The organism is Mycobacterium sp. NGS16 (assembly GCF_059813225.1).
In genome coordinates this window covers 23,752-37,111 of record NZ_JCALEE010000012.1, presented here as the reverse complement: position 1 = coordinate 37,111, position 13,360 = coordinate 23,752, and the positions used below count along the sequence as shown (strand labels likewise).

The 13,360-nt window shown below is 68.8% G+C and carries 10 protein-coding genes; 3 read left to right on the top strand and 7 right to left on the bottom strand.

The window, feature by feature from the left end:
- Nucleotides 1-35: 35 nt before the first annotated feature.
- The 5 genes from AC5Y4Q_RS19995 to AC5Y4Q_RS19975 form a co-directional block, all read right to left on the bottom strand.
- The gene (locus AC5Y4Q_RS19995; protein WP_064919970.1) at nucleotides 36-2,225 is read right to left on the bottom strand and encodes a malate synthase G; all 2,190 of its coding nucleotides are present in this window, start codon (nucleotides 2,223-2,225) and stop codon (nucleotides 36-38) included.
- 48 nt (nucleotides 2,226-2,273) lie between these two features.
- A complete protein-coding gene (locus AC5Y4Q_RS19990) occupies nucleotides 2,274-3,158 on the bottom strand; it encodes a 3-methyladenine DNA glycosylase (protein ID WP_499960102.1) in 885 nt (294 codons plus the stop codon).
- Nucleotides 3,151-4,230 carry a hemolysin family protein gene (locus AC5Y4Q_RS19985; protein ID WP_499960101.1) on the bottom strand — a complete coding sequence of 360 codons (1,080 nt, stop codon included), beginning with the start codon at nucleotides 4,228-4,230 and terminating at the stop codon, nucleotides 3,151-3,153. Before AC5Y4Q_RS19985 ends, AC5Y4Q_RS19990 begins: the two co-directional genes overlap by 8 nt.
- A complete protein-coding gene (locus AC5Y4Q_RS19980; RefSeq protein WP_499960100.1) occupies nucleotides 4,223-5,569 on the bottom strand; it encodes a hemolysin family protein in 1,347 nt (448 codons plus the stop codon). The genes AC5Y4Q_RS19985 and AC5Y4Q_RS19980 overlap by 8 nt, the downstream gene beginning before the upstream one ends.
- Before the next feature lie 64 nt (nucleotides 5,570-5,633).
- Nucleotides 5,634-7,070, bottom strand: a complete 1,437-nt coding sequence (locus AC5Y4Q_RS19975; RefSeq protein WP_064919974.1) for a GuaB1 family IMP dehydrogenase-related protein — start codon at nucleotides 7,068-7,070, stop codon at nucleotides 5,634-5,636.
- Nucleotides 7,071-7,893: 823 nt separating this feature from the next.
- On the opposite strand from AC5Y4Q_RS19975, the gene AC5Y4Q_RS19970 reads away from it, so the two are divergent.
- The 3 genes from AC5Y4Q_RS19970 to AC5Y4Q_RS19960 are packed head-to-tail and all read left to right on the top strand — an operon-like array spanning nucleotide 7,894 to nucleotide 10,910.
- Nucleotides 7,894-8,970 carry a phosphoglycerate mutase family protein gene (locus AC5Y4Q_RS19970; protein ID WP_499960099.1) on the top strand — a complete coding sequence of 359 codons (1,077 nt, stop codon included), beginning with the start codon at nucleotides 7,894-7,896 and terminating at the stop codon, nucleotides 8,968-8,970.
- Nucleotides 8,971-8,982: 12 nt separating this feature from the next.
- Nucleotides 8,983-10,044, top strand: a complete 1,062-nt coding sequence (locus AC5Y4Q_RS19965; RefSeq protein ID WP_499960098.1) for a histidine phosphatase family protein — start codon at nucleotides 8,983-8,985, stop codon at nucleotides 10,042-10,044.
- Nucleotides 10,045-10,049: 5 nt separating this feature from the next.
- Nucleotides 10,050-10,910, top strand: coding sequence for an alpha/beta fold hydrolase (locus AC5Y4Q_RS19960; RefSeq protein ID WP_499960097.1), 861 nt, complete (start codon nucleotides 10,050-10,052; stop codon nucleotides 10,908-10,910).
- Here AC5Y4Q_RS19960 and gnd read toward each other — a convergent pair.
- Nucleotides 10,907-12,355: an NADP-dependent phosphogluconate dehydrogenase gene (gene gnd, locus AC5Y4Q_RS19955; RefSeq protein ID WP_064919977.1), complete on the bottom strand. Its 1,449-nt coding sequence runs from the start codon at nucleotides 12,353-12,355 to the stop codon at nucleotides 10,907-10,909. The genes AC5Y4Q_RS19960 and gnd overlap by 4 nt on opposite strands.
- Nucleotides 12,356-12,409: 54 nt before the next feature.
- A complete protein-coding gene (locus tag AC5Y4Q_RS19950; RefSeq protein ID WP_065019508.1) occupies nucleotides 12,410-13,348 on the bottom strand; it encodes a M56 family metallopeptidase in 939 nt (312 codons plus the stop codon).
- Nucleotides 13,349-13,360 lie beyond the last annotated feature (12 nt).

The following is a 13,360-nucleotide window of genomic DNA, read 5'->3' as shown; positions in this document are numbered from 1 at the left end:
GCCACGGTCAATTCCACTGAAGATCCGCCCAGGGGTCAGATGCCGACTCGGGCTTTGAACTCCCGGCGACGCCGGTGCAGGATCGGCTCGGTGTAGCCGTTGGGCTGACTGGTTCCGGACAGGATCAACTCCCGCGCAGCCGCGAACGCGACGCTGTCGTCGAAATCCGGGGCCATCGGCAGGTAGTTGGGGTCGCCCGCGTTCTGTCGGTCCACGGCCGGGGCCATCCGTTCCAGACTGGACTGCACGTCGTCTTCGGTGATCACCCCGTGCCGCAGCCAGTTCGCCAGCAGCTGCGACGAGATCCGCAGCGTCGCACGGTCTTCCATCAGCGCCACGTCGTGGATGTCGGGGACTTTCGAGCAGCCCACGCCTTGCGAGATCCAGCGCACCACGTAGCCGAGGATCGACTGGCAGTTGTTGTCGACCTCCTCGCGAATCTCGTCGGGCGCCCAGGCCAGGCCCTCCGACAGCGGGATGGTCAACAGCTGATCGATGGTGGCGCGGCGCTTTCCGGCCAACTCCTGCTGCACCTCGAAGACGTCCACCTGGTGGTAGTGCATCGCGTGCAAGGTGGCGGCGGTCGGCGACGGCACCCACGCGGTGCTGGCGCCGGCGCGCGGGTGACCGATCTTCTGCTCGACCATGTCGGCCATCAGGTCGGTCATCGCCCACATGCCCTTGCCGATCTGGGCGTGACCGGTGAAACCGGTCGCCAGACCCGCGTCGACGTTGTTGTCCTCGTAGGCCAGGATCCACGGCTGAGATTTCATGGTGGCCTTGCGGACCATCGGCCCGGCCTCCATCGAGGTGTGGATCTCGTCGCCGGTGCGGTCCAGGAAGCCGGTGTTGATGAACACCACCCGATCGGCCGCGGCCTTGATGCAGGCCCGCAGGTTGACGGTGGTACGGCGCTCCTCGTCCATGATGCCGATCTTGAGCGTCGCCTGCGGCAGCCCCAGGACGTCTTCGACCCGGCTGAACAACTCGGCGGTGAAGGCCACCTCGTCGGGCCCGTGCATCTTCGGCTTGACGATGTAGATCGACCCGGTGCGGCTGTTGATCAGCGGCCCGTTGTCCTCAGAGGCGGACAACCCGTGCATGGCGATCAGCCCGGTGAACAGCGCGTCCTGGATGCCCTCGAACACCTCGGCGCCCTCGTCGCCGGCGACGATGGCGTCGTTGGTCATCAGGTGGCCCACATTGCGGACGAACATCAGGCTGCGGCCGGGCAGCGTCACGGTCGCCCCGTCCGGGCCGGTGAACTCCCGGTCGGCGGCCAGCGTGCGGGTGAAGGTCTTGCCGTCCTTGGTGACCTGCTCGGCCAGATCCCCGCGGTTGAGGCCCAGCCAGTTGCGGTAGCCCAGCACCTTGTCGTCGGCGTCGACCGCGGCCACCGAGTCCTCGAAGTCCATGATCGTGGTGACCGCCGACTCCAGCACCACGTCTTTGATGCCCGCGGCATCGGTGGCCCCGATCGGCGACGACGGGTCGATCACGACCTCGATGTGCAGTCCGTGGTGGGCCAGCAGCACCGACGACGGCGCCTGCGCGTCCCCGGTGTAGCCGACGAATTCTCCCGGCGCGGCGACCGTGGTCTCCAGGCCGTCGGTGAGGGCGACCGCCAGCTGGCCGTCTTTCACTGCGAAACTTTTGACCTCGGTCCACCCGCCGTTGGCCAGCGGGACGGACTCGTCGAGGAACTTGCGGGCGTAGGCGATGACTTTGTCGCCGCGCACCTTGTTATACGAGGTGCCTTTCTCGGCACCGTCGTCCTCGCTGATCACGTCGGTTCCGTACAGCGCGTCGTACAACGACCCCCACCGGGCGTTCGCGGCGTTGAGCGCGAACCGGGCGTTGAGCACCGGCACCACCAACTGCGGACCGGCCTGGCGGGCGATCTCGTCGTCGACGCCCGCCGTGGTGATGGTGAACTCCTCCGGTTCGGGCAATAGGTAGCCGATCTCGGTGAGGAAGTCCCGGTAGGCCTCGGTGTCCAAGGGTTCGATCACCCGGTGCCGGTGCCACTTGTCGATCTGCGCCTGCAGTTCGTCACGACGCGCCAGCAGTTCGGCGTTTTTCGGCGTCAGATCGGTGACGACCTTGTCCACGCCCGCCCAGAAACTGTCCGGGTCGACGCCGGTGCCCGGCAGCGCCTCGTCGGTGATGAAGTCGTAGAGCACGCGAGCCACCCGCAACTCGCCCACCGACACCCGGTCCGTCATGATTTCCTCCCTCATAGCCAATCCACCACCTTACCGGCCGACAACACGCTAGCCGCATCCCTTGACCGCCAACAGCAGGTCACACCGCTTGAGCAGGGCGGAACGCAGCGGCGCGGCGCGCTGTGCGATCCCAGTCTGGCAACGGACGTATTCAGCACGGCCGGCGGGGTTTTCGATGCAGATCGGCTGATAGCCATAGCTGCTCAGGTCGTAGGGGCTCGCGCGCATGTCGATCTCGCGCGCCGCCGCGGCCAACTGCAAGCAGTCCAGCAGCAACTCGGAATCGATCAGGGGCCCCAGCTTGTAGCACCACTTGTACAAGTCCATGTTGGCGTGGAGGCAACCCGGCTGCTCCCAAGCGGTTTGGCCGGCCCGGCTCGGTGTGCCGGCGTTACGGGGCGCCGCCGCCGGGGTGAAGAACCGGAAGGCGTCAAAGTGCGTGCAGCGCAGCGGTGTTGCCTCAACCACTCGATCCACGTCGGCCGCGGGAAGCCGCAGCGGAACATGGCCGTGCCGGACCGTGTCGCTCCGGTAGAGCATCGCCCACTCGTGCAGGCCGAAACAGTTCAGCTGGGCTGGACGCGCGGCAGTGGCCCGTAACAGCCGTGCGACGAACGTCACGGTGTCGGCCTTCTCGCGCACGAAGTCCTCGGCGACCGCGACCGTGTCACCGGCCACGACGTATCCTCGGCGGCCCTGGTAGTCGCGCAATGCTGCGGCCCCGGCCAGCGCGACCCCGAATCCGGGGTTCCAGGTGCGTAACTGTCGCGGGCGCAAGCTGTAGTAGCTGAACAGGAACTTGGGAACCGGATCGCCGGCGGCGATCCGGCGCTGCGCAGGGCTCAGGAAGCGCTCCAGGCGCAGTCGGTAGGCCGTCGCCCGCGCCTGCCACTGCGCGGTGTCCAGCGTCGACTCCTCGACCAGGTCAAACACGATGCGTTCCGTCGCGGACGGTGCCGACGACGTCCTGGACCAGGTCCTCGAGGGCCACCATCGCCACCACGGCGCCCTCGGTGTCGACCGCCAGCGCCAGGTGGCTGTTGGTGCGCCGCAGCCGGGTCAACGCGTCGGCCACCGGCAGCGACGCGGGAAGCCGGAGCAACGGTCGCACCACGCCGAGGTCGACGATCGCGTCGGCCTCGGGACGTTCGGAGCTCGGACCCGCCGTGCTCTCGCTGAGCGGCAGGACATCCTTGATGTGCAGGTAGCCGACGAATTCGCCCTGGTCGACCACGGGAAACCGGGAGTACCCGGTCTGGGCGAGGGCCTGTTCGACCGCTGCCACGGTGGGGCCCCGGCCGGCGGCCGCGGCCGGAACGGCGCGGATGTCACCGACCGGAAGCGCCACATCGGCGACGGTGCGGGTGCGGATCTGCAGGGCCCGGGTCAACCGGGTGTACTCCTCGAGGTCGAGCAGCCCCGCCGAGACCGATTCGGCGATCATCTCGCTCAGTTCGACGGTGGAGACCGTGATCTCCAGCTCATCCTTGGGCTGCACCCGCAGGGCGCGCAAAACGGCGTGGCCGCACCGGTGGTAGAACGCGATGAACGGCCGGGCGGCGGCCATATAGATCAGGTACGGCGGGATCAGCAGCATCGCCGCCGTCTCCGGGCCCGCCAGGGTGATGTTCTTCGGGACCATCTCCCCGAACAGCACGTGCAGCGTGACCACGACCGACAGCGCGACGACGAACGCCACGGTATGCAGCAGCGGGTCCGGGATGCCGACCAGCCGGAACGGCTGCTCGAGCAGGTCGGCCACGGCGGGTTCCCCGATCCGGCCGAGCAGAATCGAGCACACCGTGACACCCAGCTGGAAGCCGGCCAGCATCAGCGGGAGCTGTTCGCCGGCGCGGATCACGGTGACCGCACTGCGCCGGCCCTGTTCGGCCAGCGCCTCGAGCCGGTCTCGACGCGCCGAGATCAGCGAGAACTCCGCGCCGACGAAGAACCCGTTCGCCGCGATCAGCAGCACGGTCAACACCACGTTGAACAGGTCAGCCATTGCCGGCCCCCAGCTGGGTCAGCGCCAGCAGGTCGATGCGCCGGCCGTCCATCCGGACTACCCGGGCCAGCCAGCGCGGCGGGTGCGCCGACAGCTCGTCGGGATCGAATGCGGTCAGTTCGACGGTCTCGCCGGCGGCCGGAATGTGCCCGAGTTCTTGCAGCACCAGCCCGCCGATGGTCTCGTAGGAGCCTTCGGGGGCCCGGTACCCGGTAGCGGCGGCCACCTCGTCGATGCGCAGCAGGCCCGACACCTGCCAGCCGCCGCCGGCCACCACCACGTCGGGCGTGGCATCGTCGTGTTCGTCGCGGACGTCGCCGACGATCTCCTCGATCAGATCCTCCACCGTGAGCATCCCCGCGGTGCCGCCGTACTCGTCGACGACCAGCGCCGCCTGCTGGCCGTTGGCCCGGACCTGTTCCATCACCGCGTCGCCGTCGAGGGTGGACGGCACCACCGCCACCGGTTGGGCGACGGCCGTGATGGGGGTGGTCGCCCGCTGCGCGGCGGGAACCGCGAAGACCTGCTTGACGTGCACGATGCCGACGGTGGCGTCGAGGTCGCCGTCGACCACCGGGAAGCGGGAGAAACCGGTCTCGATGGCGGCCGCGGCCAGATCCGCGACGGTGTCGCCGGCCTGCAGGCTCACGATCTTCGAACGCGGCGTCATCAATTCGGCGGCGGTCAGGGCGCCGAACCGCAGTGAGCCGCCCACCAGGGCGGCCGTACTGGGGTCGAGCGCACCGCTGCGTGCGGAATTGCGCACCAGCGAGGCCAGCTCCCGCGGCGAGCGGGCCGATGCCAGCCGGTCGGCGGGTTGGATGCCCAGCCGGTGCAGGATGAGGTTTGCCGTCCCGTTGGTCAGCTTGATCGCGGCCGCGAACAGCCGCGAGAACAGCAGTTGCGGCCCAGCCACTGCGCGGGCGACCGGCAGCGGACGCGCTACGGCCAGGTTCTTGGGCACCAGCTCGCCGAAGACCATCGACAGCGAGGTGGCGATCACCAGGGCCAGCGCCAGCGCCACCCCGGCGGCGCTCGCCTCGGGCAGGCCCAGGGCGGCAAGCGCGGGCCGCAGCCACCGGGCCAGCACCGGCTCGGCGAGGTAGCCGGTGGCCAGCGTGGTGATCGAGATGCCCAGCTGGGCGCCGGACAGCTGGAACGACAGTGTGCGGTGGGCGTCTTGGATGTAGAGGTCGCGCCGGCCGCCACGGCGGGCGTTGGCCTCCACCGCGCTGCGTTCCAGCGTGGTCAGGGAGAACTCGGCGGCGACGAACACCGCCGTTCCCAAAGTGAGGACCAGGAACGCCAGCAGGCTGCCCAGGGTGAGCGCGACCGTCATGAGTCGGTACTGCTCGCCACCGGGGCAGCACTCGCCACCATGGGTGCAGGTGCCGCCACGGGTCTCACCAGCCGAACGGTAGCGGATGGCCTTCGGCGAAGCCGGCGGCCGACTGCACCCCCAGCACCGCGCGCTCATGCAACTCGGCCAGGTCGGCCGCACCGACGTAGGTGCAGGTGCTGCGCAGGCCGGCGGTGATGTGGTCCAACAAATCCTCGACCCCGCCGCGATCGGGATCCAGCGCCATCCGCGACGTGGAAATGCCCTCCTCGAACAGCGATTTGCGGGCCCGGTCGAATGCACTGTCGGTAGCGGTGCGGGCGGCCACGGCGCGTTTGGACGCCATTCCGTAGCTTTCCTTGTACGGCTTGTCGTCGTGGTCGAACATCAAGTCGCCGGGGGATTCGTAGGTGCCGGCGAACCAGGAGCCGATCATCACGTTCGATGCGCCCGCGGCCAGGGCCAGTGCCACGTCGCGCGGGTGGCGCACCCCGCCGTCGGCCCAGACGTGGGCGCCGAGTTCGTGGGCTGCCGCCGCGCATTCCAGTACGGCCGAGAACTGCGGGCGGCCCACCCCGGTCATCATCCGGGTGGTGCACATCGCGCCGGGGCCGACGCCGACCTTGACGATGTCCGCCCCGGCGGCGATCAGATCCCGGGTGCCGTCGGCCGACACGACATTGCCGGCCACCAGCGGGACGCCCGGCTTGAGGGCGGCCACCGAGCGGATGGCCTGCAGCGCCTTTTCCTGGTGCCCGTGCGCGGTGTCGATGACGAGCACATCCACCCCGGCCGACAGCAGCGCCGCCGCGCGGGCTGTCACCTCGCCGGTGATGCCGACCGCGGCGGCGATCCGCAGCCGGCCGGCCGCGTCGGTGGCCGGGGTGTAGATGCCGGCCCGGATCGCCCCGGTGCGGGTCAGTACGCCGGCCAGGGTGCCGTCGGCGTTGGTCAGCACCGCGACGTCGACCGGAGCGTGCTCCAGCAGGTCGAATACCTTGCGCGGCTCGGTGCCGATCGGAACGCTGAGCAGGTCGGACATCGCGACGTCGCGAACCCGGCTGAAGCGGTCCACGCCCTCGCAGCACGCCCGGGTCACCAGGCCGGTGGGGCGGCCGTCGACCGCCACCACCGCGGCGCCGTGGGCCCGTTTGGAGATCAGCGCCATCGCGGCCGACACCGAGTCGTCGGGGGAGAGCACCACCGGAGTGTCGGCCACCAGGTCGCGGCTTTTCACGAACGCCACCGTCTGGCCCACGGCATCGATCGGCAGGTCTTGCGGCAGCACCACGATGCCACCGCGCCGGGCCACCGTCTCAGCCATGCGCCGGCCCGCCACCGCGGTCATGTTGGCCACCACCACCGGGATGGTGGCACCGGAGCCGTCGCGGGTGGACAGGTCGACGTCGAGGCGTGAGTCGACGGCCGAGCGGTTCGGGACGATGAACACGTCGTCGTAGGTCAGGTCATAGCCGGGGTCATACCCGCGTGCGAATCTCATCGGGTGCCCGCCTTTGGGCCGTTGGGTTCCGAGGAGCCCATCTGTTCGCCTCCACAGGGTCTGAGAGCCGGGGTTCGGGCAAACACCGGATGCCACGGGTTGCCGCGGCGGCCACCGGGTGACATCTTTTCGGCCCGGTCAGCCACGGTACCGCCAGCGCATCGGTGTGCACCACTCGATTTCGGGCGGGGCGAACCCGACGAAAAATTGATCTTCCTCACAGTCGCATAGTCGGGTAAACTCATGACGTCGTTTAGGGGAACAGAGATGACAGTTAGCTACGGCTGGCGAGGTGGGGCCCTTCGGGCCCCGATCAGAGTCTCTCGCGCCCCACGGCCCACCCGGCCCGAACACCACGCCTGCCGTCCGTGTGGGATCGGTGCTCCGTCGGCGTGGCGGGGGTGCAGCGTCGAAGGCTATCTGCAGCGCAAACTGCACCGCCAGTGGCGCAACCGCGGATCGTAGCGGGCGGACTTTGTTGCGCACCGTTTAGATTGCCGTGCAAGGGAAATAGCTGGGCGGGGCCGTTGTACGAGTAGCTCGGCAGGGATCGAAACCTCGCGGCATCACGACAGTGGCCCACGCTGTCGCCGCCGGGGCCGAATTTCGGGCCTGCGGGTCGCGCCGGCACCCGCGGTAATCGCACCGGCCCAATCGCGGAATAATCCCGGGCGATCCAGCGGATGTCGCACCGAACAAAGTTAGCTGTCAGCAATTTACCCAGGGCGCAGCGATGCTGAGAAATAGCCAAACTGCGGAATTTTCCAGCGGCGACTTCGCCGACCGGCTGGACACCACTTTCCCCACAACAGAGGTCCGAACCATGCACGCACATCAGCTCCTGTCGCTGGCCGCCGGTGCCGTCCTGGCCGGCGGCATCGCCGTCGCCCCGGTTACTCCGCTGCCGGCGCCGGCGACCGCGGCGCCACCCGATATTCAGCTCACCGGCGGTGCCGCACCGGATGTCGTCATCGATGTCGTCCGGCACGCGCAGATGATCTCGCCGTACGAGAACCTGCTCACCCCGTCGCCGGCCTTCCCCGGAGCCCCGCTCAGCGATCTGGGCCTGCAACAGGCGCAAGACGTCGGACAGAAGCTGTTCGACGAACTGGGCCCGGTCGCCGGGATCTTCGCCGGGCAGGGCCTGCGCGAGATGCAGACCTCGGCTCCGTTCGCCGCCCTGGAGCACATGGCGGACAACGTGCAGATACTGCCGGGGCTCAACGAAGTCGACAGCGGCATATACGCCCTCGACCCGATCGAAAGCCTCGGGGGCCGGCTGGCCTTCCTGACCGTCGGCGCGTGGGCACTCGGCGCGCCGCTGGGATTGGCCCTGGTGCCCGGGCCGGGTTCAGAAGACGGCAACGGACTGATGTTCAATGCCCGCTTCACCGATGCCATCAACGCGATGTACGACCACGCGGTCGCCAACCCGATCGTCAGCGACAACGGCCAGATCACCGACGTGGCATTCAACAGCGAGGCGTCGATCTTCGCGTGGGTGATGATGAACGTCAAGAACCCCGATCTGCCGTTCTTCTTGGACCTCATCCGGGAGTCGCACACCGTCGCCAACGGGCTTTCCACCGTGCTGCTGCCCAACACCGGCATCGTGCAGATCGCGGGCAACCCCACCGACGGCTGGACGCTGCTCAGCTGGGACGGCCAGGAGATTCCGCAGGATCCGGATCTGCTGAGCGCCCTGTTCGTCGACGGACGCGATCTCGTCCTGCCCTCGCAGACGGCGATCTGGAACATCTTCGAAGCCATCCTGGGCGGTGACCAGACGACGATCATGAACGCGATCCAGACCGGTATCGAGCAGATCGGCTCGGCGCTGACCCAATTCCCGGGCGCGGTCTTCAACGACATCGTCGATGCCTTCGGAAGTCTCGGTTAGGAGGTGATGGTCATGCCGATAAGGTCGATCTGGCCGGTGGCCGCCGGTGTCGCCGTCATCGGCGCGGGCGTCATCGCCGCACCGGCGCAGCCCGGTGTCGCCGGGACCATCATCGCCGGCATAGCGCTCACCGGCGAGGATGCCCAGGACATCGTGATCGACATCGTGCGACACGGGCAGCGGATGCCGCCGTTCAACGACGTCATCACCCCGTCGCCGGATCATCCGGGGCCGCCGCTCAGCGATCTCGGTGTGCAGCAGGCGCAGGATGTGGCCGACCAGCTCCACAGGGAGCTCGGTGACCAGGTCGCCGGTATCTTCTCCGGGCAGGCCATCCGGGACATGGACACCGCGGCGCCGTTTGCCGCACTCGAGCACATGACGCCGCAGATCCTGTCCGGGCTCAACGAGATCGACAGCGGCATCTACGCCGGGCAACCCATCGCCAGCCTGTCCGGATTCCTCTACCAGCTGACGCCGCTGCTGTGGTCGCTGCTCGGGCTGATCCTGGTACCGATACCGGGCTCGGTCGAAGACCCCAACGGCGTGATGATGAACGCGAACTTCACCGACGCCGTCAACACGATGTACAGCGCCGCCCTGGCCAACCCGGTGGTAAGCGACAACGGCGCGATCACCGCGGTGGGGTTCGACAACGAAGCCGATGTCGCCGCCTGGGTGGCGATGAACGTCAAGAACCCCGACATCTCGCTGCTGCTGCCGCTGACCCTGCAAACCATGTTCACAGGCGACGACGGATCACCGCTGCTGCCCAACACCGGCATCATCTCGATCGAGGGCAACCCCACCGACGGCTGGACGCTGGTCAGCTGGAACGGGATTCCCGTCCCGGAGGACCCGGGGTTGCTGACGAAGCTGATCATGGACGTGCGTGACCTGATCACCACACCGCAGACGGCGCTGTGGAACCTGCACGAGGCGCTGCTCGCCGGTGATCCCACCGCGATCGGCGCTGCGCTGCAGTCCGGCCTGCAAGACATCGCCGAGGCCTACCTCGGGTTCCCGCAAGCGGTGTTCAACGACATCGTCGACGAACTGCCGAATCTGGGATGACCACGATGTCGCGCAGCGTGCGCGAGTGGCGGGACGGTGGCCGGTGGGTATCGACCGGAGCCGGGCGGGTCTTCGTACGATCAAGAGCGGGGGAGGGGCCGACTGTGCTGCTGCTGCACGGGTTTCCGTCCAGCTCCTACGATTTCCGGTCGGTCGTCGCCCGGCTGGCCGGCCGATCCTGGCTGACGATGGACTTCCTCGGCTTCGGGTTGTCGGACAAGCCGCGCCGGCATCGCTACAGCCTGTTGGAGCAGGCCGATCTGGTCCAGCAGGTGGTGGCGTCGGCCACCACCGGTCCGGTGGTGCTGGCCGCCCACGACATGGGCACCTCGGTGACGACCGAACTGCTGGCCCGCGATCTCGAGGGCACCCTGCCCTTCGATCTGCGCCGCGCGGTGCTGTCCAACGGCAGCGTGATCTTGGAGCGGGCCAGCCTGCGTCCCATCCAGAAACTGCTGCGCGGCCCGTTCGGTGGCCTCGCCGCCCGGCTGACGAACCGGCGCAGCTTCGTCCGCGGCTTCGGCCGGCTGTTCTCTGCGCAGCATCCGCTGTCCCCCGAAGAAGCCGCCGCGCAGTGGGAACTGTTGTGCCACAACGGCGGCCACCGGATCGCGCACCTGCTCTCGGCCTACCTCGACGAACGGGTGCGTTACGCGCAGCGCTGGCACGGGGCGGTGCGCGACTGGCCCAAGCCGTTGGGTTTGGTGTGGGGGCTCGGCGATCCGGTGGCCACCATCAATGTGCTCGAGGGCTTACGTGAGCTGCGGCCCGCCGCCGACGTCGTCGAGCTGCCCGGCCTCGGGCACTACCCACAGATCGAGGATCCGCAGGCTTACACCGACGCCGTACTGGAGCTACTGGATTAGGCGGGCACTTCGCTGCGGTCGGCGCTCCACAGCGTATGGAACTTGCCCTCGGCGTCCACCCGACCGTAGGTGTGCGCTCCGAAGTAGTCGCGCTGGGCCTGGGTCAGGGCGGCCGGCAGCCGCTCGGTGCGCAGACCGTCGTAGTAGGCCAGCGCCGAGGAGAAACCGGGAACCGGAATGCCCAGGCTGACCGCGGTGGTCACCACCCGCCGCCAGGAGTCGATGGCCGCCTCCACGGCGCTGCGGAAATACGGGGCCGCAAGCAGGCTGACCAGATCGGGATCGGTGTCGAATGCCTCTTTGATCCGGTTGAGGAATTTCGCGCGGATGATGCAGCCGCCACGCCAGATCGTCGCCAGATCGCCGGGCGTGACATTCCAGCCGTATTCGGCGCTGCCCGCCTGGATCTGGTTGAAGCCCTGCGCGTAGGCGACGATCTTCGAGGCGTACAGCGCCTGGCGGACGTCCTCGGTGAACCGGGCCGCATCACCGGGGCGTTCACCGAGTGCCCCGGCGGCCAGACCCGCCGCGGCGCGGCGCTGGGGAACCGATCCCGACAGCGCCCGGGCGAACACCGCCTCGGCGATACCGGTTACCGGAACCCCAAGGTCCAGAGCGGATTTCACCGTCCAGCGCCCGGTGCCCTTCTGCTCGGCCTCGTCGACGATGACGTCGACCAGCGGCTTGCCGGTCTTGGCGTCGACCTGGCGCAGCACTTCGGCGGTGATCTCGACCAGATAGCTGTCCAGATCACCGGCGTTCCACTCGGTGAACACCTCGGCGATCTGCGGCGCCGAGAGACCCAGGCTGTCGCGCAGCAACTGGTAGGCCTCGCCGATCAGCTGCATGTCGGAGTACTCGATGCCGTTGTGCACCATCTTCACGAAATGGCCCGCGCCGTCCGGCCCGATGTGGGTGCAGCACGGCACCCCGTCGACGTGGGCGGAGATCTCCTCGAGCAACGGGCCCAGGGAGGTGTAGGACTCCTTCGGGCCGCCCGGCATGATCGAGGGCCCGTTGAGAGCGCCCTCCTCCCCGCCGGAGATGCCGGCGCCGACGAAGTGCAGACCGCGCGCCGCCATTGCCTTCTCCCGGCGAATGGTGTCGGTGTAGAGCGCGTTGCCGCCGTCGATGATGATGTCGCCGGGCTCCATGGCGTCGGCGAGTTCGTTGATGACCGCGTCGGTGGGCTCGCCGGCCTTGACCATGATCAGCACCCGGCGCGGCTTCTCAAGAGCGGCAAGGAATTCCGGAATGGTCTCGCTGCGCACGAAGGTGCCCTCGGAGCCGTATGCGCTCAACAGGGCATCGGTTTTGGCGACCGACCGGTTGTGCAGCGCCACGGTGTAGCCGTGCCGGGCGAAGTTTCGCGCGATGTTGGATCCCATGACGGCCAGACCGGTCACCCCGATCTGGGCGGTGCCGACAGTCTCCGACGCGCTCATACATTCGCCTTTCGGTCGTAGGTGACGCCCTGCGCGGCACGCCGGCGGCGTGGGTTAGCCCGCGATCAGTCGATGCAGTTCGGTCAGCCACGGTACCGCGAGCGCGATTGTCGGTACCGCGAGCACCCCGGCTGCGGCGGAGTAGGCGGCAGCAGCCAGCGTGCGGCTGTTGCCCCGACCCGACAGCCGCTGCACCCGCAGCACCGTGTGGGGGCCGCCGGCGGCCAGCGCACCGGCCGGGGTGGCGGCCGACGCACAGGTCACCAGGGCGCGGGCCAGGGGAGGGGCGCCGGCAACCCGGACGGCGGCGTCGTCGGCCAGCAGTTCCACCAGCAACCGCACCGCATCCAGGGCGCTGGCGCTGCGCACGAACCGCGGAAAGGCGGTGTGCACCGCGGTGAACGCCTCCAGCACCAGGTCGTGCCGGGCGCGCAGGTGGGCCCGCTCATGGCAGAGCAGGGCGGCCAGTTCGGTGTCGGTGAGGGCGTGCAGCGTGCCAGAGCTGAGCACCACCCGGCTGCGCACTCCGGGCAGGCAGTAGGCCAGCGGCTGCATCACCTGCAGAATCCGCAGGCCGCTGGTGCGCGCCGCCGGAGCGGTGTCGGAGACACCGACCAGGTCGACGAGCATGCGATGGCGCGCCCGGCGCTGCCGGGTACCGATCGCGACCCGCAGCACGGTCACCGTCAGGCGCAGGCCCACCAGGAGCGTCAAGGCGGAAACCACCGTGTAGAACGTCCACAACGGCCAGCCCAGCCGCTCGATAGAGCCCAGAATCGTCGCCGTGGGCCGGCCGTCCGGGCCGGGCATCAGCAGGCGACTCGCGGTGGCGACGCCGGCGCTGAAGGCCGACAGCACCGCGGCTATCGCGATGGCCTGCCAGAGCACCACCGCGGCCCGTGGGGCGCGCAGCGGCCATTCGGCACGTGCCAGCAGGGCGGGCACCGGCCCCACGAGCACTAACGCGAGAAGGGTGAAGGCCAGCGCGGACACGCTGTCAGTCTC

Bases quoted from the DNA above. Each gene is read 5' to 3' on its own strand.
- AC5Y4Q_RS19995 (WP_064919970.1), bottom strand. From the start codon at position 2,225: ATGACGGACCGGGTGTCGGTGGGCGAGTTGCGGGTGGCTCGCGTGCTC.
- AC5Y4Q_RS19985 (WP_499960101.1), bottom strand. From the start codon at position 4,230: ATGGCTGACCTGTTCAACGTGGTGTTGACCGTGCTGCTGATCGCGGCG.
- AC5Y4Q_RS19980 (WP_499960100.1), bottom strand. From the start codon at position 5,569: ATGACGGTCGCGCTCACCCTGGGCAGCCTGCTGGCGTTCCTGGTCCTC.
- AC5Y4Q_RS19975 (WP_064919974.1), bottom strand. From the start codon at position 7,070: ATGAGATTCGCACGCGGGTATGACCCCGGCTATGACCTGACCTACGAC.
- AC5Y4Q_RS19970 (WP_499960099.1), top strand. From the start codon at position 7,894: ATGCACGCACATCAGCTCCTGTCGCTGGCCGCCGGTGCCGTCCTGGCC.
- AC5Y4Q_RS19965 (WP_499960098.1), top strand. From the start codon at position 8,983: ATGCCGATAAGGTCGATCTGGCCGGTGGCCGCCGGTGTCGCCGTCATC.
- AC5Y4Q_RS19960 (WP_499960097.1), top strand. From the start codon at position 10,050: ATGTCGCGCAGCGTGCGCGAGTGGCGGGACGGTGGCCGGTGGGTATCG.
- gnd (WP_064919977.1), bottom strand. From the start codon at position 12,355: ATGAGCGCGTCGGAGACTGTCGGCACCGCCCAGATCGGGGTGACCGGT.